The sequence below is a fragment of the Streptomyces sp. NPDC043685 genome (assembly GCF_056436585.1).
On the sequence record NZ_JBWKCH010000009.1, the window covers coordinates 97,241 to 122,681 of the forward strand.

The 25,441-nt window shown below is 71.2% G+C and carries 26 protein-coding genes and 1 tRNA gene; 11 read left to right on the plus strand and 16 right to left on the minus strand.

What is annotated here, in order from left to right; all coding sequences use genetic code 11:
- Positions 1-63: 63 nt before the first annotated feature.
- The 3 genes from AC0665_RS28075 to phoU form a co-directional block, all read right to left on the minus strand.
- The gene (locus AC0665_RS28075; RefSeq protein ID WP_363119896.1) at positions 64-315 is read right to left on the minus strand and encodes an SCO4226 family nickel-binding protein; all 252 of its coding nucleotides are present in this window, start codon (positions 313-315) and stop codon (positions 64-66) included.
- 168 nt (positions 316-483) lie between these two features.
- On the minus strand, positions 484-639 hold the full coding sequence (locus tag AC0665_RS28080) for a hypothetical protein (protein ID WP_167345925.1): 156 nt from the start codon (positions 637-639) through the stop codon (positions 484-486).
- Positions 640-797: 158 nt separating this feature from the next.
- Positions 798-1,499, minus strand: coding sequence for a phosphate signaling complex protein PhoU (gene phoU / locus AC0665_RS28085; RefSeq protein WP_468411947.1), 702 nt, complete (start codon positions 1,497-1,499; stop codon positions 798-800).
- A gap of 246 nt (positions 1,500-1,745) precedes the next feature.
- Here phoU and phoR point away from each other — a divergent pair, with 246 nt between their 5' ends.
- The gene (gene phoR / locus AC0665_RS28090; RefSeq protein WP_366049956.1) at positions 1,746-3,038 is read left to right on the plus strand and encodes a two-component system sensor histidine kinase PhoR; all 1,293 of its coding nucleotides are present in this window, start codon (positions 1,746-1,748) and stop codon (positions 3,036-3,038) included.
- 5 nt (positions 3,039-3,043) lie between these two features.
- The gene (gene phoP, locus AC0665_RS28095) at positions 3,044-3,715 is read left to right on the plus strand and encodes a two-component system response regulator PhoP (RefSeq protein WP_020271862.1); all 672 of its coding nucleotides are present in this window, start codon (positions 3,044-3,046) and stop codon (positions 3,713-3,715) included.
- A 167-nt stretch (positions 3,716-3,882) separates the two neighbouring features.
- On the opposite strand, the gene AC0665_RS28100 is transcribed toward phoP, so the two are convergent.
- Positions 3,883-4,557: a copper chaperone PCu(A)C domain-containing protein gene (locus AC0665_RS28100; protein ID WP_468411945.1), complete on the minus strand. Its 675-nt coding sequence runs from the start codon at positions 4,555-4,557 to the stop codon at positions 3,883-3,885.
- A gap of 581 nt (positions 4,558-5,138) precedes the next feature.
- Between AC0665_RS28100 and AC0665_RS28105 the strand changes: the two genes are divergently transcribed.
- The 6 genes from AC0665_RS28105 (at position 5,139) to AC0665_RS28130 (ending at position 11,541) form a co-directional block, all read left to right on the plus strand.
- The gene (locus tag AC0665_RS28105) at positions 5,139-5,621 is read left to right on the plus strand and encodes a CarD family transcriptional regulator (RefSeq protein WP_003953493.1); all 483 of its coding nucleotides are present in this window, start codon (positions 5,139-5,141) and stop codon (positions 5,619-5,621) included.
- A 289-nt stretch (positions 5,622-5,910) separates the two neighbouring features.
- Positions 5,911-6,675 (plus strand): 2-C-methyl-D-erythritol 4-phosphate cytidylyltransferase, encoded by a 765-nt coding sequence (gene ispD / locus AC0665_RS28110; protein ID WP_478509610.1) that lies wholly within the window; start codon positions 5,911-5,913, stop codon positions 6,673-6,675.
- Complete coding sequence (gene ispF, locus AC0665_RS28115; RefSeq protein ID WP_468411943.1) at positions 6,665-7,159, plus strand: 2-C-methyl-D-erythritol 2,4-cyclodiphosphate synthase; 495 nt, start codon at positions 6,665-6,667, stop codon at positions 7,157-7,159. Before ispD ends, ispF begins: the two co-directional genes overlap by 11 nt.
- A 99-nt stretch (positions 7,160-7,258) precedes the next feature.
- Positions 7,259-8,656, plus strand: a complete 1,398-nt coding sequence (cysS, locus tag AC0665_RS28120; RefSeq protein WP_478607567.1) for a cysteine--tRNA ligase — start codon at positions 7,259-7,261, stop codon at positions 8,654-8,656.
- 114 nt (positions 8,657-8,770) lie between these two features.
- Positions 8,771-9,712 (plus strand): 23S rRNA (guanosine(2251)-2'-O)-methyltransferase RlmB, encoded by a 942-nt coding sequence (rlmB, locus tag AC0665_RS28125; RefSeq protein ID WP_468411940.1) that lies wholly within the window; start codon positions 8,771-8,773, stop codon positions 9,710-9,712.
- A 128-nt stretch (positions 9,713-9,840) separates the two neighbouring features.
- On the plus strand, positions 9,841-11,541 hold the full coding sequence (locus tag AC0665_RS28130) for a DoxX family protein (protein WP_478607571.1): 1,701 nt from the start codon (positions 9,841-9,843) through the stop codon (positions 11,539-11,541).
- A 432-nt stretch (positions 11,542-11,973) separates the two neighbouring features.
- On the opposite strand, the gene AC0665_RS28135 is transcribed toward AC0665_RS28130, so the two are convergent.
- From AC0665_RS28135 to AC0665_RS28150, 4 genes are all read right to left on the minus strand, one after another.
- Positions 11,974-12,705: a nucleotidyltransferase family protein gene (locus AC0665_RS28135; RefSeq protein ID WP_351626508.1), complete on the minus strand. Its 732-nt coding sequence runs from the start codon at positions 12,703-12,705 to the stop codon at positions 11,974-11,976.
- Between the two features lie 97 nt (positions 12,706-12,802).
- Entirely contained in the window at positions 12,803-13,252 is a 450-nt protein-coding gene (locus AC0665_RS28140; protein WP_468411936.1) for a hypothetical protein, read from the minus strand.
- A gap of 218 nt (positions 13,253-13,470) precedes the next feature.
- Entirely contained in the window at positions 13,471-14,553 is a 1,083-nt protein-coding gene (locus AC0665_RS28145; RefSeq protein WP_468411934.1) for an ABC transporter ATP-binding protein, read from the minus strand.
- A gap of 239 nt (positions 14,554-14,792) precedes the next feature.
- Positions 14,793-15,770: a helix-turn-helix transcriptional regulator gene (locus tag AC0665_RS28150; RefSeq protein WP_478706020.1), complete on the minus strand. Its 978-nt coding sequence runs from the start codon at positions 15,768-15,770 to the stop codon at positions 14,793-14,795.
- 99 nt (positions 15,771-15,869) lie between these two features.
- On the opposite strand from AC0665_RS28150, the gene AC0665_RS28155 reads away from it, so the two are divergent.
- The gene (locus AC0665_RS28155; protein ID WP_478706021.1) at positions 15,870-16,301 is read left to right on the plus strand and encodes a DUF3224 domain-containing protein; all 432 of its coding nucleotides are present in this window, start codon (positions 15,870-15,872) and stop codon (positions 16,299-16,301) included.
- A 93-nt stretch (positions 16,302-16,394) separates the two neighbouring features.
- Positions 16,395-16,468, plus strand: a tRNA-Thr gene (locus tag AC0665_RS28160).
- A 45-nt stretch (positions 16,469-16,513) separates the two neighbouring features.
- On the opposite strand, the gene AC0665_RS28165 is transcribed toward AC0665_RS28160, so the two are convergent.
- The 6 genes from AC0665_RS28165 to AC0665_RS28190 all read right to left on the minus strand — a co-directional run bounded on the left by AC0665_RS28165 (position 16,514) and on the right by AC0665_RS28190 (position 21,543).
- Positions 16,514-17,920, minus strand: a complete 1,407-nt coding sequence (locus tag AC0665_RS28165) for a tyrosine-type recombinase/integrase (protein ID WP_478706022.1) — start codon at positions 17,918-17,920, stop codon at positions 16,514-16,516.
- A gap of 63 nt (positions 17,921-17,983) precedes the next feature.
- Positions 17,984-18,187 carry a helix-turn-helix domain-containing protein gene (locus tag AC0665_RS28170; protein WP_478706023.1) on the minus strand — a complete coding sequence of 68 codons (204 nt, stop codon included), beginning with the start codon at positions 18,185-18,187 and terminating at the stop codon, positions 17,984-17,986.
- 176 nt (positions 18,188-18,363) lie between these two features.
- Entirely contained in the window at positions 18,364-19,512 is a 1,149-nt protein-coding gene (locus AC0665_RS28175) for a DUF3631 domain-containing protein (RefSeq protein WP_478706024.1), read from the minus strand.
- Positions 19,509-19,829 (minus strand): hypothetical protein, encoded by a 321-nt coding sequence (locus AC0665_RS28180; protein WP_478706025.1) that lies wholly within the window; start codon positions 19,827-19,829, stop codon positions 19,509-19,511. Before AC0665_RS28180 ends, AC0665_RS28175 begins: the two co-directional genes overlap by 4 nt.
- 86 nt (positions 19,830-19,915) lie before the next feature.
- Complete coding sequence (locus AC0665_RS28185) at positions 19,916-20,836, minus strand: bifunctional DNA primase/polymerase (protein WP_478706026.1); 921 nt, start codon at positions 20,834-20,836, stop codon at positions 19,916-19,918.
- Positions 20,833-21,543, minus strand: a complete 711-nt coding sequence (locus AC0665_RS28190) for a DNA cytosine methyltransferase (protein ID WP_478706027.1) — start codon at positions 21,541-21,543, stop codon at positions 20,833-20,835. Before AC0665_RS28190 ends, AC0665_RS28185 begins: the two co-directional genes overlap by 4 nt.
- A 254-nt stretch (positions 21,544-21,797) precedes the next feature.
- On the opposite strand from AC0665_RS28190, the gene AC0665_RS28195 reads away from it, so the two are divergent.
- Entirely contained in the window at positions 21,798-22,772 is a 975-nt protein-coding gene (locus AC0665_RS28195; protein ID WP_478706028.1) for an HNH endonuclease, read from the plus strand.
- A gap of 9 nt (positions 22,773-22,781) precedes the next feature.
- Here AC0665_RS28195 and AC0665_RS28200 read toward each other — a convergent pair whose 3' ends face one another.
- A complete protein-coding gene (locus AC0665_RS28200; RefSeq protein WP_478706029.1) occupies positions 22,782-23,231 on the minus strand; it encodes a hypothetical protein in 450 nt (149 codons plus the stop codon).
- 177 nt (positions 23,232-23,408) lie between these two features.
- A complete protein-coding gene (gene traB / locus AC0665_RS28205; protein WP_478706117.1) occupies positions 23,409-25,427 on the minus strand; it encodes a plasmid transfer protein TraB in 2,019 nt (672 codons plus the stop codon).
- Positions 25,428-25,441: the final 14 nt, after the last annotated feature.

Below are 25,441 nucleotides of genomic sequence, written 5' to 3' on the forward strand. Positions count from 1 at the left end.
GCTGCCCCGTGCCGCGCATCGACCTCACCGCCCATCAGCGCACCACGATCACCGCACCGCACGTCACCGCACGATCAACGGCACGGGGTGCACCTCGTCCGCCTTGTGCCCGGCGCGCTCGTGGATGCGCTGGACCGCTTCGGCCGAGGGGGCCTCGGAGAGGCAGTAGACATGGCCGGACTCCGGGTCCGCCCAGGCCATCTCGAAGTGGACCTGCTCGTCCTTCTCTATCGCGAGGTCCGCGTTGTGGGCTTCACGCAGCTGTTCCTCCGTGATGCCTTCCATGCCGCGATGGACATCCATGAACTTGGGCATGCCTCGCCTCTCCTTCCCGGCACGGCGCTCGCCCGCGCCGCCTTGCCTCCCTCTCATGCTCCGCCCGTACGGCCACCCGGGCGACCCCAGATCCCGGGGCCGCACGCCGAGGGGCCCCGGCGACACGGCCGGGGCCCCACAGGTCGTACGGACGGCGAAGCGTCGGCGTCAGCCGCACTGGCAGGGGCTGCCCGACTGGCAGCCGCAGCCGCAGCCCGAGCCGCAGCCGCACGCGGCGATCAGCGGCAGGCTCCTGATCTCGGCGGGCTGCTCGGTCTCACGCTGCCGGGCGGGGTCGGGCGTGGTGCTGGGGGATTCGGCCATGGGTCCCTCCTCGAGGCTGGTGCCTGTGCCCATTGGATGCCCTGGCCGCTGGGCGCATCAACGGCGCACTGGGGCGCCCGCGCGCCCAGACCGTCCCCGGGCCCCGCCCCCGACCGGTGCCGCCAGGCGCTACCGACCCCCGGTACCGACCCGCCCCGTCAGGCGCTCTCGGCCCCCGGCACCGCCTGGATCTCCGGCTGCGCGTCCGTCTGGAGCTCGTCCGCGTGCTCGCCCGTCACCAGGTACACCACGCGCTTGGCGACCGACACGGCGTGGTCGGCGAACCGCTCGTAGTAGCGGCCGAGCAGCGTGACGTCCACGGCCGTCTCGATGCCGTGCTTCCAGCGGTCGTCCATCAGGTGCTGGAAGAGCGTGCGGTGCAGCAGGTCCATCTCGTCGTCGTCCTGCTCCAGCTGGAGCGCCAGGTCGACGTCCTTGGTGATGATCACCTCGGCGGCCTTCGCCATCAGGCGCTGCGCGAGCTGGCCCATCTCCAGGATGGTGGCGTGCAGGTCGCTCGGGACGGCGCGGTTCGGGTAGCGCAGGCGCGCGAGCTTCGCGACGTGCTGGGCGAGGTCGCCCGAGCGCTCCAGGTCGGCCGACATGCGCAGCGACGTGACGACGATGCGCAGGTCCGTCGCCACCGGCTGCTGCCGCGCCAGCAGGGCTATGGCCCGGGCCTCCAGGTCGTGCTGGAGCTCGTCGACCCTCTGGTCGGCCTCGATGACGTTCTCGGCCAGCTTCAGGTCGGAGTCGAGCATGGCGGTCGTGGCGCGCCCGATCGCCGACCCGACCAGCCGGGCCATCTCCACCAGACCGTCGCCGATCGAGTCCAGTTCCTCGTGGTACGCGTCCCGCATCAGGCTTCCCTCTCGTACGTCTTCACTCGGGGGTCCAAGGGCCGGGGTCCACCGGACAACCGGCGGTACGACCGTCGTACTGCCAACGGTCCGAACCCCACGCTCCCACGTTCCGGCCTGTACGCGTCCGTTTCCGGCATCCCAAATGAACCAATACTGGCTCCAAGGTGAACTCTGGGCGACGAGTGTTCGAGCTCGCACCCCGACGGCTGTGGAGGGTGCCCGAGCCATGCCTAACCTGGGTGCATGGACGTGAACGCGGCGGTCGCCGCAGCGGCAGCGATCGCCGGGGTGCTCACCGGCGTCATCGCCATGCTCGCGTTCCGCTGGAGTGAGCGCGAGCAGAAGCGCCCCACCCGCAGCTCCCTGCACACCGACGCGGTCCTTCCGCCCGGCGTGGACACGGTCCTGTCGGTCCTGCGATCGTCCGCCGTCGTCCTCGACGAGGCGGACGCCGTGGTCAAGGCCAGCTCGGCGGCGTACGCCCTCGGCCTGGTGCGCGGCGGCAAGCTCGCCGTCGAGCCGATGCTGCAGATGGCCCGGGACACCAGGCGGGACGGCGAGATACGCCAGGTCGAGCTGGATCTGCCACGGCGCGGCACCGGACGCGGAGAGGCCCTGGCCGTCTCCGCGCGGGTCGCGCCGCTCGGCTCCCGGCTGGTGCTGCTGCTCGTGGAGGACCTGACCGAGGCCCGGCGCATCGAGGCGGTCCGGCGCGACTTCGTCGCCAACGTGAGCCATGAGCTGAAGACGCCGGTCGGTGCCCTCTCGCTGCTCTCCGAGGCCGTCATGGACGCCTCCGAGGATCCCGAGGCGGTCGAGCGGTTCGCCGGGCGCATGCAGATCGAGGCCACCCGGCTCACCAGCCTGGTGCAGGAGCTCATCGACCTCTCCCGGGTGCAGAACGACGACCCGCTGGAGGACGCCGAGCCGGTCCGGGTCGACGAGCTCGTCGCCGAGGCCGTCGACCGCTGCCGGCACCAGGCCGGTGCCAAACAGATCACCATGGCCGCCGGAGGCGCCGCCGACCTGCACGTCTGGGGAAACCGCGGCCAGCTCGCCGCCGCCCTGGGCAACCTCGTCGAGAACGCCGTCAACTACTCGCCCGCCCGCACCCGCGTCGGCATAGCGGCCCGCAGGGTGAACGCGCCCGGCGGGGAACACATCGAGATCGCCGTCACCGACCAGGGCATCGGCATCTCCGACAAGGACAAGGAGCGCATCTTCGAGCGCTTCTACCGCGTCGACCCGGCCCGCTCCCGTGCCACCGGCGGCACGGGGCTGGGACTGGCGATCGTGAAGCACGTGGCCGCCTCGCACGGCGGGGAGGTCACGGTGTGGAGCGCCGAAGGCCAGGGCTCCACCTTCACCCTGCGGCTGCCGGAGGCCGGTGCGCCCCGCGATCGCGCCCATCAGCAGCCCGCCCGAGAGACACGCGCAGGAGGCGCGGGCCTCGACGTGGAGGCCGGGCGGTCCACCCCTGAATCCCCCGAATCGAACGCGTACGAAACGCTTCCCGCCCCGGAGGTCCTTCCGTGACCCGTGTGCTCGTCGTCGAGGACGAGGAGTCCTTCTCCGACGCCCTGTCGTACATGCTCCGCAAAGAGGGCTTCGAGGTCGCCGTCGCGACCACCGGGCCCGACGGACTCGACGAGTTCGAGCGCAACGGCGCCGACCTCGTCCTCCTCGACCTGATGCTGCCCGGCCTGCCGGGCACGGAGGTCTGCCGTCAGCTGCGCGGCCGCTCCAACGTCCCCGTCATCATGGTGACCGCCAAGGACAGCGAGATCGACAAGGTCGTCGGGCTGGAGATAGGAGCCGACGACTACGTCACCAAGCCGTTCTCCTCGCGCGAGCTGGTCGCGCGCATCCGGGCCGTGCTGCGCCGCCGCGGCGAGCCGGAGGAGGTCACCCCGGCCGCCCTGGAGGCGGGCCCGGTCCGCATGGACGTGGACCGGCACGTGGTCACGGTCGGCGGCACCAAGATCGACCTGCCGCTGAAGGAGTTCGACCTGCTGGAGATGCTGCTGCGCAACGCCGGCCGCGTCCTGACCCGCATGCAGCTCATCGACCGCGTCTGGGGTGCCGACTACGTCGGTGACACCAAGACCCTCGACGTCCACGTCAAGCGTCTGCGCGCCAAGATCGAGCCGGACCCGGGCGCTCCGCGCTACCTGGTGACGGTCCGCGGCCTGGGCTACAAGTTCGAGCCGTAGACCGGCCACGCACGACGGCGAAACGAAGGGCGGGACCTCTCCTCGGAGAGGTCCCGCCCTTCGTTCTGCGACTTTCAGGGCCCGCGTACTGCGCAGGCAGGGCCTGCGTGCTGATCAGCGCGCGCTACGGCTCAGCGCCCGCGTGCGGCTCAGCGCCCGCGCACGGCTCAGTGGCCGGCGCTCGCGCTCGCCGAGGCCGCGTCGGTCGGCGTGCCGGACGCCTCGTGACCGCCCGGCTTCGCACCGGCGGCGGGGCTCTCCGACTCGCCCTCGGCCGGCGAACCGGAGGCGGAGGCGGACGCGGACGCGGAGGCGGACGGAGCGGCCGGGACCTCGGTGGGGCCCCACTCCTTGAAGTAGTGCTCGGCGGGCACGACGAACGCGCTCAGGCTCACGGCGCCGGTCTTGCTGAAGGTGAAGGTGACCTTCTGGGCGTTGCCGTCCTGCACGGCCTCACGGCTGCTCGGCAGCATCGCCGTGGCGTTGTCCTTGCCGCCGACGACCAGCGAGCCGCCGGGCGGGATGCTGAGGCTGCCGCCCTTGGCCGGCTTGAGCTCGGCGGTCTTGCCGGTGCCGGGCAGGGTGATGGACTCCAGCGTCTCGGCGCTGGAGCCGGAGTTGAAGAAGGTCGCGGAGATCGCGGCCGGGCCGGTCGATTCGAGGTCGGGCTGCGTGATCACGATCGCGTTCTGGACCTTGATGTCGCCGACGCTCGTCGCCGCGTTGTCCGGCTTGATCTCCAGGGTCTGGGCGTTGTTGCCGGCGCCGCACGCGGCGAGCGAGGCGATCGAGAACGCGGTGACGGCGGCGGCGAGGGCACCGCGTCGAAGGCTGCTGCTCACGGCGGAGGCAACTCCTTGACTCGAGCGGAGCGGCCGATAAAGCCGCCCTAAGTGTCTGTCAGCGGCCCTTAGGTTACCGAGCCGCCCTGGTCCGGCCGCACCCGACCCCCCGTCACCGGTGATCCCGGCTGAGTCACACATGACTCCTGCGTCACATTGGCGCGGTGCTCGTCCGGCATTCACATAAGAGTCGAGGCCGGTCCCGCAAATCTTCCGTGAAGGAAAGTGCGACCACCTCGGAATTGATCACGCACGGCTCCTCCGGGTGGCCGGTGATCAATTCCGGATTCGACCGGAACCCGGCTCGGGCATCCGAACGGAGTAGCGGAAGTCGAGCACACGGAACCGGACATATCGGGATGTTCGGCCATCTGGAGGGTGCTCCGGATGCGTGTAACGTACGCGTTTCCCTCACCCCGGACAGCCGCTCCCACCTGCGAATACCTTCTTCCACTCCCTGTCCGAAGCACGTTCCTGTCGGAGTTGTCAAGCCCCGAGATACGCCCTGACCTGCGAAAACGCCATTCAGAACCCGCGATTTCCGTGTTACCCTGGATAGCCACGGAAGGGGTACCTGTCACATGACGTTCAAGGTTGGCGACACCGTGGTCTATCCCCATCACGGGGCCGCGCTGATCGAGGCTATCGAAACTCGCCAGATCAAAGGCGTGGACAAGACCTACTTGGTGCTGAAGGTCGCCCAGGGTGACCTGACGGTACGTGTGCCAGCGGACAATGCGGAGTTCGTCGGCGTGCGGGATGTGGTCGGTCAGGACGGGCTGGACCGGGTCTTCGAGGTGCTGCGCGCACCGTACGCCGAGGAGCCCACGAACTGGTCCCGTCGTTACAAGGCAAACCTGGAGAAGCTCGCTTCGGGCGATGTCATCAAGGTCGCGGAAGTCGTGCGTGACCTGTGGCGTCGTGAGCGCGAGCGCGGACTCTCCGCCGGTGAGAAGCGCATGCTCGCCAAGGCCCGCCAGATTCTGGTGAGCGAGCTGGCCCTCGCGGAGAACACCAACGAGGACAAGGCCGAGGCTCTGCTCGACGAGGTTCTCGCCTCCTGAGGCGAAGCCGGTCGCTCAGCGCTCGGCAGATCAGGCGCGCGCCTGACCATCGAAATGCCGCGGTGCCCGATGACGAATTCCTGTCGCCGGGCGCTGCGGCATGTTCGTACTCCGGCGCCGATGCGCCGCCACCCCGGGATGTGTTATCACTCACGCCCCGGTGCTTGCTGTGCCGGGCCCGGGCACCGGCTCGACCAGCGTCACGGAAGGGTCCGGTCGAGCGCGTCGCGCCCGGCACTCCTCCAGGCCATACCCACGCCAGGCCAGCACACAAACCTGACAGGAACCGATGTCTGACGATTCGCGTCCCTCGCCGTCCGCCGCCCCCTCCGCGGCCCGTACGGCGGCCGTGATCCCGGCCGCCGGACGGGGGGTACGGCTCGGTCCGGGTGCCCCCAAGGCGCTCCGCGCGCTGAGCGGCACCCCCATGCTGATCCACGCGGTCCGCGCGATGGCCGCCTCCCGCGCCGTCTCCCTGGTCGTCGTCGTGGCCCCGCCCGAGGGCGCGGCGGAGGTCAAGTCGCTGCTCGACGCGCACGCCCTGCCCGAGCGGACGGACTTCCTGGTCGTGCCCGGCGGGCAGACCCGCCAGGAGTCCGTGAAGCTCGGCCTCGACGCGCTGCCGCCCGGCCACGACATCGTGCTGGTCCACGACGCGGCCCGGCCGCTGGTCCCGGTGGACACCGTCGACGCCGTGATCGAGGCCGTGCGCGACGGCGCCCCGGCCGTGGTCCCGGCGCTGCCGCTCGCCGACACCGTCAAGCAGGTCGAGCCCGCCGCCGTGCCCGGCGAGCCGGAGCCGGTCGTCGCCACGCCGGAGCGCGCACTGCTGCGGGCGGTGCAGACCCCGCAGGGCTTCGACCGGGACACCCTGGTCCGGGCGCACGAGACGGTGACCGGCGAGGTCACCGACGACGCGGGGATGGTCGAGCAGCTCGGCCTCACGGTCGTGGCCGTCCCCGGTCACGAGGAGGCCTTCAAGGTCACCCGCCCCCTCGACCTGGTCCTCGCCGAGGCGGTCCTGGCCCGCAGGAGGCTCAACGATGGCTTCTGACCTGCCCGTTCTGCCGCAGGTCGGCATCGGCACCGACATCCACGCCTTCGAGGAGGGCCGCGAGCTGTGGTGCGCCGGCCTGAAGTGGGAGGGTGAGGGCCCTGGCCTGGCCGGCCACTCCGACGCGGACGTCGTCGCCCACGCCGCCTGCAACGCCCTCTTCTCCGCCGCCGGCCTCGGCGACCTCGGACAGCACTTCGGCACCGGCCGCCCCGAGTGGTCGGGCGCCTCCGGGGTCACGCTCCTGACGGAGGCCGCCCGCATCGTGCGCGAGGCCGGCTTCCGGATCGGCAACATCGCCGTCCAGGTGGTGGGCCCCCGCCCGAAGATCGGCAAGCGCCGGGACGAGGCCCAGAAGCTCCTGTCGGAGGCGGCCGGGGCCCCCGTGTCGGTCTCGGGCGCGACGACGGACGGGCTCGGCTTCCCCGGCCGCGAGGAAGGGCTGATGGCGGTGGCCACCGCGCTGGTCGTGCGCGTCGGGTGAGGGCGAGGGCCCGGGCCGCGCCGACGGCCGATGTCACGAATCCGTGCGCCCCGCGGGGAAGGTCCTGAGGCACACCCGCGGGCCCACTACCCTGGAGTGGTGACTATTCGCCTGTACGACACCAGCGCCCGGCAGATCCGTGACTTCTCCCCGCTCCAGCCGGGTTGTGTCTCGATCTACCTGTGCGGTGCCACCGTGCAGGCCGCGCCGCACATCGGGCACATCCGCTCCGGGCTGAACTTCGACATCATGCGCCGCTGGTTCGAGTACCGCGGCTACGAGGTCACGTTCGTGCGGAACGTGACCGACATCGACGACAAGATCATCGCCAAGTCGGCCGACCTGAACCGCCCCTGGTGGGCCATCGGCTACGAGAACGAGCGCGCGTTCAACGACGGTTACGCCGTACTCGGTTGCCTGCCGCCCACCTACGAGCCGCGGGCCACCGGCCACATCACCGAGATGATCGAGATGATGCGCGGCCTCATCGAGCGCGGGCACGCCTACGAGGCCGACGGCAGCGTCTACTTCGACGTCCGCTCCTGGCCCTCCTACCTGGAGCTGTCCCGGCAGGACCTCGACGAGATGCGCCAGCCCGCCGAGGAGGGCATCACCGGCAAGCGCGACCCGCGCGACTTCGCCATGTGGAAGGCCACCAAGCCCGGCGAGCCCGACTGGGAGACGCCGTGGGGACGCGGCCGGCCCGGCTGGCACCTGGAGTGCTCGGCCATGGCGCACAAGTACCTCGGGTCCGCCTTCGACATCCACGGCGGCGGCCTGGACCTGGTCTTCCCGCACCACGAGAACGAGATCGCCCAGGCCAAGGCCTACGGCGACGCCTTCGCCCGGTACTGGGTGCACAACGCCTGGGTCACCATGAGCGGCGAGAAGATGTCCAAGTCGCTCGGCAACTCGGTCCTGGTCAGCGAGATGGTCAAGCGCTGGCGCCCCATCGTGCTGCGCTACTACCTCGGCACCCCGCACTACCGGTCGATGATCGAGTACAGCGAGGAGGCACTGCGCGAGGCCGAGTCGGCGTTCGCGCGGATCGAGGGCTTCGTGCAGCGCGTGGTGGAGAAGGCCGGCCCGGTCGAGCCCGCCGCCGAGGTGCCGCTCGCCTTCGCCGAGGCCATGGACGACGACCTGGGCGTGCCGCAGGCGCTCGCCGTGGTGCACACCACCGTCCGGCAGGGCAACAGCGCGCTCGCCGCCGACGACAAGGAAGCGGCCGTGGCCCGGCTCGCCGAGGTCCGCGCGATGCTCGGCGTGCTCGGCCTCGACCCGCTGGACCCCCAGTGGGCCGGGGAGGGCGACCGTGGCGAGGACCTGCACGGCGTGGTCGACACGCTCGTGCGCATGGTCCTCGACCAGCGCGAGGCCGCCCGGGCCCGCAAGGACTGGCCCACCGCGGACGCCATCCGCGACCAGCTGAGCCAGTCCGGCCTGGTCATCGAGGACGGCCCGCAGGGCCCGCGCTGGAGCCTCGGCCCGCGCTGAGACCAGCGCCACGGCTGATCGACTGTGCCGCCCGGGCCTCCGGGCGGCACACTGCAGACGTAAGAGCCGTGCACAGACGTACGGACGAATCACTTCACGGAGACGAGTAGCTCAATGGCCGCGAACAACCGCCGCATGTCCGGCAAGAAGGGCGCGCAGGTCGGCAGTGGCGGCCAGCGGCGCCGGGGCCTGGAAGGCAAGGGCCCGACCCCGCCCGCCGAGATGCGCAAGGGGCACAAGAAGAACCGCGTCGCCAGCGCCAAGGCGAAGCAGGCCGTACGCCGGCCCACCGTGCGCGGCCGTGGCGGCAAGGGCACGTCCGAGCTGGTCGTCGGACGCAACCCGGTCCTGGAGGCGCTGCGCGGGGGCGTCCCGGCGTCCACCCTGTACGTCCAGCAGTTCATCGACAACGACGAGCGGGTGCGCGAGGCCCTCCAGGTCGCGGCCGAGCGCGGCGGCATCAACCTCATGGAGGCGCCGCGCCCGGAGCTGGACCGGATGACCAACGGCCTCAACCACCAGGGCCTGGTCCTCCAGGTCCCGCCGTACGAGTACGCGCACCCCGAGGACCTGGCGTCCGCCGCCTACGACGAGGGTGTGGACCCGCTGATCGTCGCCCTCGACGGGGTCACCGACCCGCGCAACCTGGGCGCGGTCGTCCGCTCCGTCTCCGCCTTCGGCGGGCACGGCGTCGTCGTCCCCGAGCGGCGTGCGGCCGGTATGTCGGCCGGTGCCTGGAAGACGTCCGCCGGTACGGCGGCCCGCACCCCGGTCGCCCGCGCCACCAACCTCACCCGGGCCCTGGAGGCGTACAAGAAGGCCGGCATCACGATCGTCGGCCTGGCCGCCGACGGCGAGTCGGAAGTCGGTGAGCTGGCGGCGCTCGACGGCCCCGTCGTCATCGTCGTCGGCAGCGAGGGCAAGGGGCTGTCCCGGCTGGTCGGGGAGACCTGTGACCACCGGGTGCGGATCCCGATGCCGGGCGGCGCCGAGTCTCTCAACGCCGGTGTGGCGGCCGGGATCGTGCTGTACGAGGCGGCCCGCCGCCGTCGCTGAACAGGCGTCCGGAACTTCACCCGTACGGGGTAATTTCGGTGTCAGTGGTGCGACGAGGACAAGCTTGACGGGGTCCGGACAGATCCGGCGGGTCAAAGCAGTGTCCTAACGCGACGTCACTCGGTTAGATGAGTGTGGACACCAGAACACCCCGCACACCCACGGGGGACCGCTCGTCGGGACTCGACGACGCTCCCGCGCTGAGCATGGTGAAGGTGCCGAGCGACCCGGCGCAGGTCATCGTCAATCACGCGAGTTTCCGCGTGCAGTTGGGCGTCTCGACGCGTCGCGTCCAGTCCCCCCGGGTCGCACGGCATCTGACCGCCACCGAGGACACCGCCCGCGTCCCCCTCGTCGGGGGCGAGGCGGGCGGGGCCACCGCCCGTCGCCGGCCCGTCGTCTGGAGCGGCAGATCGGCGCCGGACGACACCGGTGCGCACCGCCTCCTCCAGGCCGTGCGGCACGAGAGCGTCCGCCACGCCGAGGAGTCCGTCTCCGACACCGGAGCCACCCAGGTCATCTCCCGCGTGGGACCGGGCTACGACACCCCCGGATACCAGGGCGCGGGCTACGGCGCCGGCTACGGGGGCGACGGCTACGAGGACAGCCTCGCCCAGACCGTCGAGACCCCGGTCGTCGGCCCCCAGCGCACGCATGAGCCCGCCGACGGCACCCGGCTGCTGCCGCCCATGCGCACCGTCGGCAGCGCCTACGACGAACAGGGCGACGAGGACGCCGAGTTCGGGGACTCCGACCTCGACGAGGGCGACACCGGGCGCCGGGCGAAGCGGCACAGCGACGACCCCGCACGGCACGCCTACTACCCGGGCCGCCGGATGAACCTCGGTGTCGTCCTGCTCCCGCTGCGCGTCTTCCTCGGCTTCATCTCCATCTACGCCGGCATGGGCAAGCTGTGCGACCCCGTCTACTTCGAAGGCGGCAAGCGCGGCTCCATGGTCAAGTGGCTCAACACCCTGCATCCGTGGGAAGTCGCCGAACCACTGCGCCAGTTCGCCCTGGAGCACCCGGTCGGTGCCGGCCTGGTCATCGCCTTCGCGCAGGTCATCGTCGGCGTCCTGACGGTCCTGGGCTGCTGGCAGCGCGTCGCCGCCTGCCTGGGCGCGCTGCTGTCGGCCGCGCTGCTGGTCACGGTCAGCTGGAAGAGCGTCCCCGCCTACGAGACGCCCGACATCATCTACCTCGCCGCCTGGTCCCCGCTGATCATCGCCGGCGCCCCCGTGTACTCCGTCGACGGGCGGCTGGCCGGCAGCGCCTGGCGCCGTCTCGGCCCCCGCGCGGACATCTGGGACCTGCGGCGTTACGTGCTGCGCCGCGGCGCCCTCGTCACCGCCATCGCCACCGGCGTCACCCTGCTCGTCGGCTCGCTGCTCGGCGGTGCCGTCCGGGACGCCGACCGGGTCGTCGTCCCGGGCCCCGGCGAGGCCCCGCGCAACGAACTGCCCGGCTCCCCGCTCCCGGGCGAGCCCGGCAAGCGCAAGGAGAAGCGGACCCCGTCGGCGTCCTCCTCGCCCACCCAGGGCGCCACGGCCGGCTCCGCGAGCCCCAGTGCGGGCACCACGACCAGGCCCGATGCCACCCGCGACACCGGCACCGTCACCGGCGGCGGCTCCCCGAGCCAGACCCAGGGCACCGCGGGCCAGGCCCCGCCCCAGCAGTCCTCCCCGGCCGACCAGGCCCCGAGCACCACGACCGGCCCCACCTCCGGCGGCAGCACGGCGACGGGCGGCACGGGCTCGACCGGCGGCACGGGCGGCGGCGGCTCCTCCTCCACGGGCCGTCCGGGACTCGTGGGCGGCCTGCTGGGCTGACGGCCGGCCAGCACAACAGAAGGCCCCGCACCGGGAAGGTGCGGGGCCTTGTGCATGCGGAGGGGGACAGGGGCCTCAAGGGGCGCGGGGAACTGCGCGGCAAGCCACGACGAGCGGTCAGTCGCCGACGGGAAGCAGCCGGACGAGCGCTCGGCGCCGCGAACGCCGCCAGTTTCCAGGGCCTCAAGGGGCGCGGGGAACTGCGCGGCAAGCGACGACGAGCGGTCAGTCGCCGACGGGGCGGCAATCGGACGAGTGCTCAGCGCTGCGGACGCCGCCAGGGGCCTCAAGGGGCGCGGGGAACTGCGCGGCAAGCGACGACGAGCGGTCAGTCGCCGACGGGAAGCAACCGGACGAGCGCTCGGCGCCGCGAACGCCGCCAGTTCCTCGAAGGGAGGCAGGCCCTTAGCCACCGCACGACCGGCGGAGCTCTCAGCGTCCCAGCGCCGCCAGTTCCTTCGCGGCCTCGGTCAGGTCCTTCGCCGTGTCGATGGCCCGCCAGTACGACCCCTGCGGGATCGTGAACCCGGCCAGCCGCCGCTCACGGGCCAGATGCGGGAACGTCGTCCGCTCGTGGTCTCCCCGGTGCGGCAACAGCCCGGCGAACTCGGGGGAGAAGACGTACACGCCGGCGTTGATCTCGAACGTCGACGGCGGCGCCTCGATGAAGTCGGTGATGCGCCCGAACCCGTCGGTCCGCACCGCGCCCCACGGCAGCCGGGGCCGCGCCAGCGCCAGCGTCGCGAGGGCGTCCCGCTCGGCGTGGAAATCGGCCATGTCCCGCAGCGAGAACCGCGTCCAGATGTCCCCGTTCGTCGCGTACCAGGGCTGGTCGGGGTGCGGAAGGTGCGCCGCCGCGTACTTGAGGCCGCCGCCGCGCCCGAGGGGCTCCGGCTCGACGACCGTCGTGACGGAGACCGGCAGCTCGGCCGTCTCCAGCCACTTCTGCAGCACCTCGGCGAGATGGCCGCAGGAGACCACGACGTCCGTCACGCCCTCGTCGGCGAGCCAGGACAGCTGATGGCCGATGATCGGCGTCCCCGTCCCGGGGATCTCGACCATCGGCTTGGGCCGGTCGTCGGTGTACGGACGCAGCCGGGAGCCCTGGCCGCCGGCCAGAACGACGGCTTGAACGGGGCGGGACGCGGCGCTCGGATCGCTCATGGACACGAACTGTACGGGGCGTCCCGCCCGGGACGGCGGCCGACGACGGTTTCCGTCAGCCGTGAAGGACCTCCCACCCGGTGGCAGGGCGGTGTGCTCAGCTGTGCGCGGCGGCGACGCCGGTGGCGAAGGCGGTGTCGCACACCGGGCGCGCGTAGGACTGGGCGCGGGTCGGGCCGTAGACCCGGACGGCGGCCTGGCCGAGGGCGCGGGCGATGGACGCGCAGTGCTTCGCCAGCGAAGGGCGGCCGTTGACCGCCTGCTGGAGGTGGGTGAGGGCGACGCCCGGGTCCTCCTCCTGCAGTTCGGTCAGCAGCTTGTCGCGCAGGACGTCCTGGGGGGCGCGCTTGGCGGCCCGTGGCGTGCCCACGGAGGTGTCCGCGGCGGTGAGCACCGGGTCGGTGGAGTTCCCCGACCAGTTGACTCGGGTGACCGCGAGGGTCCCGGAGAGCACCAGGACGACGGGCAGGACGAAAGCGAGGGTGCGGCCGATCCGGCGGGCGGGGCCCCGGCCGCGTCGCGTCTGTTGGTTCATGGAGTGCTTCACGCGTGTGAGGGTAGCGCCCGGTAGTGGTTTGTAGACATTTAGTCACCGGTTCGGGGGATGAGAGAGTGCCACTTTCCGGGTAACGCGTTGACGCACACTGCTCGAAACGTCCGGTCTGCCGGGGTATTTGTCGACAACGGTGAGGGCCCCGCAGCATGCTGCGGGGCCCTGTTCGTCAACCTGGGTGAATCACCCGGGGTTGTGCGTGCGCGAGTTGATCAGTCGGACAGCCGCGCACCGGTCGACGTCGAGAACACGTGGGTCTCGCCGGAGCGGGGCACGACGTGCAGCTGGCTGCCCTTCTCCGGGACGTCACGGCCGTTGACGCGGACGACGAGGTCCTTGGAGTCGTCGCCGACCTTCGCGGTGCCGTAGACGTACGCGTCGGCGCCGAGCTCCTCGACGACGTTGACGGTGACGGCGAGGCCCTGCTCGACGTCCGACACCTCGAAGTGCTCGGGGCGGACGCCCACGGTGACGGTCTTGTCGGTGGCGGCGGCGATCGCGTCACGCTGCACCGGGACGACCGACTTGCCGAACTTCACGCCGCCGTCGGTGATCGGCACCTCGACGAGGTTCATCGCGGGGGAGCCGATGAAGCCGGCCACGAAGAGGTTGGCGGGCCTGTCGTACATGTTGCGCGGGGTGTCGATCTGCTGGAGCAGACCGTCCTTGAGGACCGCCACGCGGTCGCCCATCGTCATGGCCTCGACCTGGTCGTGGGTGACGTAGACGGTGGTGATGCCCAGGCGGCGCTGGAGCGAGGCGATCTGCGTACGCGTGGACACACGCAGCTTGGCGTCCAGGTTGGACAGCGGCTCGTCCATGAGGAACACCTGGGGCTCACGCACGATGGCGCGGCCCATGGCGACACGCTGGCGCTGACCGCCGGAGAGGGCCTTCGGCTTGCGGTCCAGGTACTCGGTGAGGTCGAGGATCTTCGCGGCCTCCTCGACCTTCTGCCGGATCTCCGCCTTGTTGACGCCGGCGATCTTGAGCGCGAAGCCCATGTTGTCGGCGACGGTCATGTGCGGGTAGAGCGCGTAGTTCTGGAACACCATGGCGATGTCCCGGTCCTTCGGCGGCAGGTGCGTGACGTCGCGGTCGCCGATGCGGATCGCGCCCGCGTTGACGTCCTCGAGCCCCGCGAGCATGCGGAGCGAGGTGGACTTGCCGCAGCCGGAGGGACCGACGAGGACGAGGAACTCGCCGTCCTCGATGTCGATCTCCAGCGCGTCGACGGCGGGCTTGGTGGAACCCGGGTAGATCCGGGTCGCCTTGTCGAACTGCACAGTGGCCATGGTGAATGAACCCCTTCTACCGGCAGGAACGTGCCGGACGATCCGAGTAGGAAGGTGGTGCCACGACGGTGTTCCGTTGTGGTGTAGTCCACGCGCGTGAACTGGCTCAGGACGGTACCTGGCGTTCACACGTCTGTCAGTAGTTCCGGGCCTGTGAACTTCGCGGAAATTTTCGAAGCGGCACACCTCGGGTCCGGTGGTCAGCGGGAGCACGCCTGCGCCACCTCGGGTCCGGTCGGTCAGGGGGAGCACGCCCGCCCGTACCGGTCCGCCAGTGCCGCGACCGCCCGGGCCACGGCCTGCCGAAGCCCGGGAGGGCCGAGCACCTCCGCCTCCGGGCCGAGCCGCAGCAGGTCGCCCACCGCCACCGCCTCCGACTCCACGGGCAGCTCCACCTCGACCCAGCCGTCCCCGTCGGGCGGGCCCGCTCCCTCCAGCGCCCGGGCGCCCGCCGCACCGAACTGCATGGGGAGCAGCCGCCGGGCGCGAGGGGAGATCCGCAGCCGTGCGGTGTCCTGGTGCAGGGCCGCCTCCAGACGCCGGGAGGACTCGGCCCAGTAGGCGGCCAGGTCGAAGCCCGCCGGCCGTTCGAAGACCTCCCCGGTCTCCTCCACGGCCAGCACACGCGACACCCGGTAGGTGCGTACGGCCTCCTCCGCCAGCGCGACCAGGTACCAGATGCCGCCCTTGAGGACGAGCCCCAGCGGCCGCACCTCCCGCTGTACCTCGCCGCGCCAGCGCCGGTAGTGCAGCAGCAGCGCCCGCCGCTCCCACACGGCCGCCGCCACCGCCTCCAGACACGGCACCGGATCGGCCTCCCGGAACCAGGCGGGCGCGTCCAGGTGGAACCGCTCCTGCACCCGCCGCGCCTGCCCGGCGAGCTCCGCCGGCAACGCCGCCTGCACCTTGAGCTGGGCGCTGGCCAGCACCGCCCCGAGCCCCAGGTCCCGCGCGGGCCCGGGCATCCCGGCGAGGAACAGCGAACCGGCCTCGGCGTCGGTCAGGCCGGTCAGCCGCGTCCGGTACCCGTCCATCAGCCGGTAGCCGCCCTCGGGCCCCCGGTCCGCGCACACCGGCACACCGGCCGCGCCCAGGGCCTCGACGTCCCGGTAGACCGTCCGCACCGACACCTCCAGCTCGGCGGCGAGCTCGGGGGCGGTCATCCGCCCGCGGTTCTGGAGCAGCAGGAGCAGGGAGAGGAGCCGGTCGGCGCGCATGGAGCCATTGTCACGGCGCATCCCGCCGTACCTGACAGGAGATGTCAGGTACGGAGTCCAGGCTGGTCGCGGACATCAGGCCGACCGAGAGGACCATCCATGCCCGGCACCACCGGCACCACCCGCACCACCACCACCGGTCACTTCACCTACGCCGACTGGCAGGAACGTGTGATCGGCCCCGGCGAGGACGCGAACCCGCGCCTCGCCCACGCCTCCGTCCGGAACACCTTCACCGGCGGCATCGAGGCGGCCGGGACCACCTGCGAGTACACGATCGTCTACGTCACCGCGAAGACCGGCTCCTTCACCGGCATGGAACTCCTCACCGGCCGCGTCGACGGCCGCGAGGGGAGCTTCGCGGTCGAGGAGCGGGGGTTCTTCGGCGAGGACGGAACCGTGCACTGCACCTTCGAGGTGGTGCCGGGCTCGGGCAGCGGCGGGCTGACCGGCATCCGGGGAGAGGGCGCCTTCACGGCACGGCACGGCGAGACGGCTGTGGAGTATCGGTTCGCCTACGAGGTGGAGTAGACGGCAGCCCGCACGGAACTTCGTGGCTCGGCGTGACGGGCTCTGTGTACAGTGGATCCGCCCTCGCCCGCGGCAACGCGGTACACGGCGCCCGCCTCCTTAGCTCAGCTGGCCAGAGCAACGCACTTGTAATGCGTAGGTCGTCGGTTCGAATCCGACAGGGGGCTCGGTTGAAACCCCAGGTCGGATCTGCTCTGACCTGGGGTTTGTCGTCAGCGGATCCGGCGGCGGCGCCGGGCGCGGGCCGCGCGGCTGTCGGCGGTCTCAGTTCTGGTCTCAGTGGGGCCCGGATCCGGGGCCGACAGAGGCGCCGGCGACGGTACGAAGAACTCGCCCATCCGCCGCATGGCGTCCTTCGAGAGATGCGACCGGCCCTTGACGTACCGCCGGGTCTGGCTGATCTGGGTGTGCCGCAGGATCTCCATGATCGTGGGCATGTCGACTCCCAGCTCGTTCAGGATCGTGCCGGCGGTGTGGCGGCTCCCGTCGTACAGGCGGCGGTCGTCGATCCCGGCCTCCTTGAGCAGCTCCTTGAACTCCTCGTAGTCGGCACGCGGGTCCAGCGGCCGGCCGTCCGGCCTCGCGAACACGACGTCGTGCTCCTGCCACAGCTCTCCGGCGGCTTGCCGTGCCGCTTCCTGCTGAGCCTTGTGGTCCTGCAGGAAGGGAATGAAGACGGGCGGGATCGGCACGGCGTTCCGGCTCTTCTTGGTCTTGGGCCGGGTGAAGGTGAGTCCGCCCCCTTTCCGCTGCGGGCAGGTGCTCGCGTGCTTGGTGCACGTCTTGGTGCACGGCTTCGGGCAGCCGCGCTTGTAGCTCTTGTGCGCGGTGCAGTCCGGCGGGCACGGCTCGAAGCGGTGCAGGCGTCCCCCGCAGGCGTGCGGGTCGGCGCAGCCGTGCCGCCACGTGAGCCGCTGTAGCTGCCACTCGGGGCGGAACAGCTCCGCTTCCAGGTCGACGTATGACCATCGCAGTCCGAGTGTCTCGCCCTGCCGGAATCCCATGCCGACGCCGACGATCCACCGCATGAAGCTGGGGCGCTTTGCTGCGGCTTCGAGAAAGGCTCGGGCCTCCTCTTTGGTGAAGGGGTTGGCCTCGATTTCGTCGATGCTCGGAGGGTCGACGAGCGTGGCGACGTTCTCAGCGACGATGCGACGACGGTGGGCGATCTTGAGGGCGCGCGACAGGATGCGGTGCACCTTGAGGACGTGCGAAGGGGCGTGGCCGGCGTCGAGCATGGCCCGGTACATCCGTTCCAGGTGCTCGGGCTGCAGCTTGTCGATGCGGTGCTTGCCGACGCCGGGGATGATGTCGTTCCGGGTCTTCGACCAGTAGTCGTCGAGCGAGCGCGGCTTGAGCTTCAGGCTGGCGATGTCGGTGAGGTAGGTCTCCATCCAGGCCGCGACGGTCGGCTTGCGGCCCGCTGCGGGGGCGCGGCCCTGGTCCCGCTGGCGCTCCAGCTCTCTCACCTTGCGCCTGACCTCGGCTTCGGTCCGGGCCCGGCGGTGGCGCCGGTCGGGGCTGCCGTCGCTCTTGACGCCCATCGTCACGCGGCCGTGCCACCAGCCATCGGCGCCGAAGTAGATGGACGATTCCATATTGGCCTTGCGGGGGCTCATGTGCTCCTCCATGCGGGAGGCGCCCCGAGCGGGATGCTCAGGGCGCCTCAGGGCTTGCGTGACTCAGTTGGGCAAGGGAGCGAGATTCGCTACGTACGCTTCGAGGTCCACGCGCCGTATCCGGCGGGTGCGGCCCAACTTGATGTACTTCAGGGAGCCGTCGGCCATCAGCTCGTAGACGGTGGATCGTCCGATGGCGAGCGCTTCGGCGGCTTCCTCGGGCTTGTACAGGAGGCGGTCGACGGGGGCGGTTATCGCGGTGCTCATCCGGGGTGTCTCCTCGGCAGGCGTCCAGGGACCTTCTGAGAGCCGCTACTTCCGCTACCGCCGCTACCGCGCAGGTCAGGGGCCTGCCGGGGTAGCGGGAAGGGGTAGCGGTAGCGGATGGGTAGCGGGGCGGTAGCGGCAACCGGGGTCGCTTGCCGCTACCGCGTTTGTGCTGGTCAGGCAGCGTTTTCGGTGCCCGGTAGCGGAGGTAGCGGACTTTCCGGGGGTGGGGGGCAGTAGCGGGCCCACGCGTCGGTGAGATCGGCGGCGTAATAGCCCTTCAGCACGCTCCCGCCCGTCTTGATGTTGCGGGACGTGATCGGCTCGTTGTCGACCGTCATGTACTCCGCGAGCATCTTGGACAGGCGCCTGTTGTCGAGCGGTTTGCCGTGGAGGTCGGCCCACGGGGCGTCGTCCAGGGCGTTGAGCCGGTCCAGGATGGCGACGGTGGGCAGGCGGTCGATGCCGACCATGACGTGGTCGCGCAGGTCGGTCAGCAGCCGCACGCCGAGACTGCCCTTGTCGTTGGCCTTCGACGCGGTGACCAGTTCCACGCAGGCAGCGCGGGCCCGCTCGGGCCACTCGTCCCCGGCGGCGTCGGCGACCGCGATGAGCGGTTCCCACACGTCGGCCGGCCGGTCGGTCACTCCGTCCGGCATGGTCGGCCACGCCCCCATGACGGCATCGCGGACCTGTTCCGCCCACGTGGCGAGCCGGTCACGGAGCTTGTGCCCCTCGGCCTCGTGGACGCGGGCCCGGAAGGGTTCGACCTTCTCGTTCCTGGCCCGGCGCCGCATGCGGATGATGACCGAACGGGACAGGATCGTGTCGGGCAGGGAGCCGAGACCGGCGACCGCGACCGCGCAGTACGAGGGGAACGCCTGCACGCTCTGCTGCCCACCGTCGCCGATGCACCGGTAGGTCACGCCGGTCCGGCGGTGCCCGGCATTCAGAAACCCGCGCAGTTCCTCGTTGTCGCCTGCCTTGGGACCGAAGACTGTGTCGATCTCATCGAACAGGATGGTCGGCTTGGCGGTGCCGGCGGATACGGACCGGAAGAGGGCGGCTGCGGAGGCGTTGACGGCTGTCATGGGCTGCGGGACGAGGGTCTCTACGATCTCCAGCGCGCGGGTCTTGCCCGAGCCCGGCTCGGGGGACAGGAACGCCAGCCGGGGGGTGGAGTCGAAACAGTCGAGCAGGTGGGCGTGGGCATCCCACAGGGTGACCGCCACGAACGCGGCGTCGGTGGGGAAGACGTTGAAACGGCGGTGGAAGTCTTCCACCTCCTCGAGCAGTGCGGCGCCGTCGATGGGCTCGGCGGTCATGCGGCGGCCCTCCCTTCGGGGGTTGCGGCGGGAGCTCCCGTGCAGCCGGACTTGTGGGCGTCGTACTCGGAGACCAGCGCGGCCACGGACTTCGGACCGGTGGCGCTGTCGGTCTGCCCGCAGTGGCAGACGTAGGCGGCGGTGGGGGTGTCGCCGTAGCGCTTGGACCAGCGGGCCCCGTCGTAGTGGTGGCGGTAGACCGGCGGGGCGTAGATGCGCAGGCCGGGTCGGGCCCGTGTGGGGTCGTCCGGGTCGGCGGTGTGCGGGTCAGAGCTTGTTCGGACGCCCTTGCGGGCGGCGCCCTTCGGCTCGCCCACGGCCGCCGTACCCACAGCCTGTGGAGCGGGGTACGGCCGGATGGGGCGGACTGTGGGGCAATCCAGGGCGGGGGGAGTCGGGGTCGTCATGCCGCCTCCCGTGGGGTGGCGTGGGCAATGACCCAGTCCAGAGCGCTGGCGATGGTGGTGCGGCACTCGGCCGGCGGCAGGCCGGTAGCCTCCCCCGCCGCCTGGATTGCCTGCTCCACCAGGTTCCGGGGGATGTCGCCCCATGCCACGAACCGCCCCACCTTGCAGGCGCTGCGGTGAAGGGTGTTGTTGCGGCCGTTCGGCCCGCCCTCCGTCGCGGCGGCAATGACGGCGCACTCACGTTCCAGGGCGACACGGGCTGCGCGGGTGCCGTCGTGGACCCGCACGGGCGCCGCGGCGGGCTTCAGCGGCTCGGTGAGCATCTCGGTGAGCCAGGCGGGCAGTTCGGCCAGGGGCGCGTCACAGACGACTTCGTAGGTGCCGTCGGGGGTGGTGCTGCCGGGGGCGACGATGTAGCCGCCCCAGGCACGGGTGTCGATGTGCGGCCCGAGACGGTTCGCACTGCACTTCAGCCGAACCCCAGCAGGGGCGGTGAAGTACAGGTGCTCCCCGCCGCGCGCGGTCCGCACCCGGTAGGTGGCGGGGAACATCTGGCCGGCGCGCTCGCAGAGCGCTTGCAACGAAGTGGCGCCGTTAGGCGCTCCTTCTGGTTCTTCGGGCTTGCACACGTCCAGGTCAACCACCAGCAGGCCGGCCGGACCGGTCGCGATTCCCACGTTGTACGGGCGCGTCGCCCAGGTGGCGTGGATCAGGTCGGGGTTGGTGGTGGCGCGCTGTTCCGGCTTGCGGTGCCCGCCCGCGCACCTGCCCGTCCGAGGGCAGTCTCGTTCGGCGTGCCCGGCCGGTCGCTTCGCGCGCGGATGCAGGGGGATGACCGGCCAGCCTCGCTCTGCGTTGGTGAGGGCGGAGGCGAGCAAGGGCAGGCAGGCCAGGTCGGCGGTCAGGATGCCGCTCACGCTGCCACCTCCGGGACCGGGGCGAGCATGGCCAGGGCGGCGCGGCCAATGTGCTCCGCGTAGGCGGGAGGGATGGCCTCGCACACGCCCCGGATGGTGGTGATCCACGGCGTGCCCATGGCCTCGGCTGCGGCGCGCTGCCAGGCCCGGGAGTGCCGGCCGCCGGTGATGGTCATGAACGGCCGCTCCGGGGTGGGCAGGTAGCCGTTGCGGATACACCGCGCGACGTGCGCCGGATGGGGCGGCGGCATGATGGGGAACGATGCCTCGAACAGTCGGTGGCGGTACATGCGCAGCCCGAACATCGGGCCGCACAACATCACCGGGTCGACCATCTGCGGGCGTGCGGCCTCCACGTTCTCCATCACGTAGGGGCGGCCGACGGCGCGCATCGCGGCGCGGGTGGGGGCGATCAGGTCGGGATAGGTCTTGTGGTTGTAGGCGTTGAGCGGCGTGTACGCCTGGCAGGGCGGGGAGCCGTGGACGAGGTCGTACTCGTGGCCGTGCGCGAGCAGGTACTCGATGGCGTCGCCGTGGACGAACGTGAACGGGTACTCCTCGCCGCAGTCGGCGTCGAGGTCGACGCCGACGACGTCGAAGCCGGCCTGGTGGTAGCCCATGGCCATGCCACCGCGGTGGCAGAACAGGTCCAGCACCCGGGGCCGTGGGAAAGCGTGTGGTGGGCGAATGGGGGTGGGGTGGGTCATGCTGGAGACCTCCATCAGGTCAGTCCCGTGACGGGTGGAGAAAGGGCGGCCGCCGTCTTGTGGTGAGGGGCGGCCGCCCACCAAAGGCCCCGGGCCTGCGCGTGACACGCGCACGCGGACGCCCGGTGCGCGGGGGATGTCCGGCTTATTCGGGGGGCGTTGTCAGTGGTGCCCGATACGTTGATCACGAGCGTGCGCGCGTGTGTGTCCGTGCTCGCTCGGGTGTCGTTCGGTGTGTCCTATGGGAGGGCTTGATGACGGCGTGGCTGGTCTTGGCGAAGGCCGGGAGCAAGCGAATCAGTGAGGGCTACGACGACAGCCCCGCCACCCACTACAGCTGGGACAGCACCGTCCCCAATCACGCGACCTTGAAGGTCGGTGACGTGATCGCTCTGTGGGACAGCGTCGAGCTGCTGGGCCTGTCCGTGATCGAGGCCATCGAGGTCGGCCAGGGCGAGAAGGAGACCCCGTACTGCGTCAAGTGCGGCAAGGCGGACGTGGCCGAACGGAAGAAGAAGCTGCCCCGCTTCGTGTGTTGGAACCAGGACTGCAAGCATGAGGACGACAAGGCCGGGTGGAAGACCAAGCAGGTAACCACCTACCGCAGCCAGCACGAAGCCGGATGGGTCGACGCCCGCGGCACCCTGACCGCCCCGGAGTTGCGGGCCCTGTGCGTGCAGCAGGCCTCGCAGAACTCCCTGCGGGAACTGCGCTGGGACGACTTCCACCACGCCCTCACCCACGGCGGCGCGCCCCTGCCGCTGCGGGTCGTCGACACCGCCCGGCAGGTGATCGCCGAAGGCCACGGCACGGCCACCATCCGGGTCCGCAAGGGACAGCCCGCCTTCCGCAAGCACCTGCTGGAAGTGTTCGGCGAGGTGTGCGCGTTCACCGGCCCCGCGCCGGTCCAGGCGCTGGAGGCCGCGCACCTGTACAGCTACGCGGCCAACGGCAAGCACCACAAGGGCGGCGGCCTGCTGCTCCGCCGCGACCTGCACCGTCTCTTCGACCTCGGGCTGATCGCCGTCAGCCCGAAGACCAAGACTCTGCACCTCGCCGACGAGCTGAAGACGTACCCGGACTACGCCAAGCTGGACGGGGCCTCGCTCACTGTGTCGGTGACGGCCGACCACACCAAGTGGCTGACCAAGCACTGGGACATGCACCGTCCGGGAGTGCCGGTTGCGGCGATTCCCGGGCAGGGAAGCCAGCAGATGAGCGTCGCCTAGGCAGGAGGCTCAGCTGCGGAAGTGGTTGCGCTTGATCACGGCCTTGCGGATGTTGACCGTGGTCCCGCCGCAGCGGCTGCTCGCGCTGAACACCTGCACGGCGATCCAGCCGCCGAAGACGACGGCGGCGAGGGTGATGAGCTGGGTGACGAAGGCGGTCAGGGCCGCGATGAACGACGTGAGCAGCAGCAGCCCGCCGCACACGGCGAGGAACCCCACGCCCCCGAGGGCGACGTTCACCGCCGTGCGGGAGACCGGCGACTTCGTCGTGACAGGTTCAAGCTGGACGGGGTGGACGGCGTAGCCGGTGACGACACGGCCGTCGGGCAGGACGATGCTCGCTACGGTCGGGATGTGTCCCGGGTGTGGCAGCGGCGGGGCCGCCGTGCCGGGGGTGTAGGGGATAAGCGGTATGGGCTGGTGGACTTCGATCGGCGTGGGCTGTTCGGGGTGGGTCATGGGTGCCCCTTCGGGGAGGCTACGGGCCCGCGCCGGTGGGTGGCGCGGCCCGTTCGGGTGAGGTGTTAGGCAGGTGTCAGAGCGGTGTTACGAGAGGCTGTGAGGGCGCGTAACACCGTTTCTGCCTAGGGGTTTGGGTGTTAGGGGCCGTAACACCGTTACGGGTGTTAGGGCGTGTCAGGCGGCGGCGAGGATGGGGACGATGCGCCACCGGCCGGTGGTGTTCGTCGGCTCCAGCCGGCCGTCGATGGCGGCTTCCTTCAGGCGCAGGGAGACCCAGGAGCGGGAGAGCTGGTTGCGGTCGCACCAGTCGGTGAAGTCGACCGGGCCCACGATCATCTGGCCGTTGTGCTCGAACTCCTCCAGCGCCTGGGCGAACAGCTCCCGTGCTTCCTCCGGGGAGGGCTTGCGACCGGTCTCCTGCCCGAAGATCGGCGCATCGTCGCCCTGCTCGGGCTCGGGCAGGTCGGCTTCGGGGTCGATGTCCGCGTCCTCGGGGTCCACGTGCCTGCCGTGGGGCATGTCGTCCTCCTGCTGCACGACGGTGAGCTGAGGCGTGCTCGCCGCTTCGGCGGCGCGGCTGGTGTAGGCGTTGCCGGCGATGCACACCGCAGCGCCGGCGGTGACCGGGTCCGCGATGGCGCCGTTGGCCAGGGCCCACGCCGCCAGCTGCTCCATCAGCGCGGTGGCGCGGTGGGTAAAGGCCCGGGTGCGACCCGGGGAGGCGTAGCGGTCCTCGTCGATGCCAGGGCTGACGAGGTAGCAGTAGCCGGGGCGCCGGTTGCCCCACGCTCCAGGGTGCGCGCCGGCGTCGATGACCGACTCGGGGAGGCTGAACCCCTCGTCGCGGGGGTCGCAGCCCAGAGCGATCACGGACGGCAACGAGGCGCGGGTGCTGGTGGACATCTGGTCGTACGAGGGACGCTGAAGGGAGACGATCAAGGAGATACCCGCGGAGCGGGCTTCCTGAGCGATCCCGGTGAACGCGTCGTCCCCCAGCGCACGCAGGGTGTTGGCGGCCTCCTCCATCCACGCGACCAGGAACGGCATCCCCTCACAGCCACAGGCACGGCCGCCGGGCCGGCAGGAGTGAGCCGGGTCGTTCTGCGTCTGTGCGCAGGACGGGACCCACTGCCGGTAGTGGTGGGCTCCCAGCCACCTGGTCCGGGCCGGAATCGCCGCTTGCAGGGCCTCCACCATCAGCTCGGTGGGGGCTCCACCCTCGACGGCCCAGTCGATGCCGGGCAGCAGCGGGCGGAAATCCTGAAACGCCTTGGGGTCCGACAGCCACAGGATCACATCCGTGCGGGACAGGATCTCGGTTTGGAGGTTCAGGGCGGTGTCGCCCTTGCCGGATCCGGTGCCACCGGCCACGAGGACGTGGGTGGAGTTGCGCTTTGCTTCCGGGTCGCCGGGCAGCCACAGCAGCATCGGGGCGCCGTCGTCGTAGCGGCCGATGACCAGCGGATCAGCGATCGAGCCACCCAGGTTCGACGGCCCGTCCCACTCCACCACGTCCGCCAGCATGTCCTCGGGGACGATGACCAGGTCGCCGCGGCGAGAGGAGTTGGGGTCGGGCCGGTAGCGCACGGCGGAGGTGGGCAGGTCCAGGGCGGAGGCGATCCGGCCCAGGGCCTTGGACACGTCGTCGTTGGTCTGCTCACCGGCCTCCACCGCGAGCGGGGCGGTGACCCGGTTGCGCTCCACCTTGGCGTTGCCGATCTGCGCCCGCGCCAGGCCGACCTTCTCCAGCAGGCCCTTGTCGCCGTTCTGGCCGGCGGGGTCGTCGTTGCGGCGCAGGATCATGCGGATGTTCCACGACAGCGCCACCACAGGGGCGCCCATCAGGTACAGGTCGGGCAGCGGGCCCGCGGTGGGTCCGGCCAGGCACGCGGCCGTGGTCCAGGCCGACGCCGCGGCCACGGTGATGGCGGAGTGTAGGCGCCGCTGTTGGGTGGTGGACTTGCCCATCCACCACGTGGCGCCGGTGAGCCCGACGGAGGCGAGGGTCAGGCCGACCCCGGCCGCCGCGCTCTCGGCCCACTGGAGGCTGCCGAGCCCGCCGGCGATGCCGATACCGGCCGCGGCCACCCATGGCGGCAGGTGCGGCATGGCCCGCTGGACGAGGTAGGCGCCGATGCTGCCCCCGCCACCCTCACCGGGGAGCAGGCCGGAACCGGTGTACTGGGCGACCATCCCGTTGTCGAGAA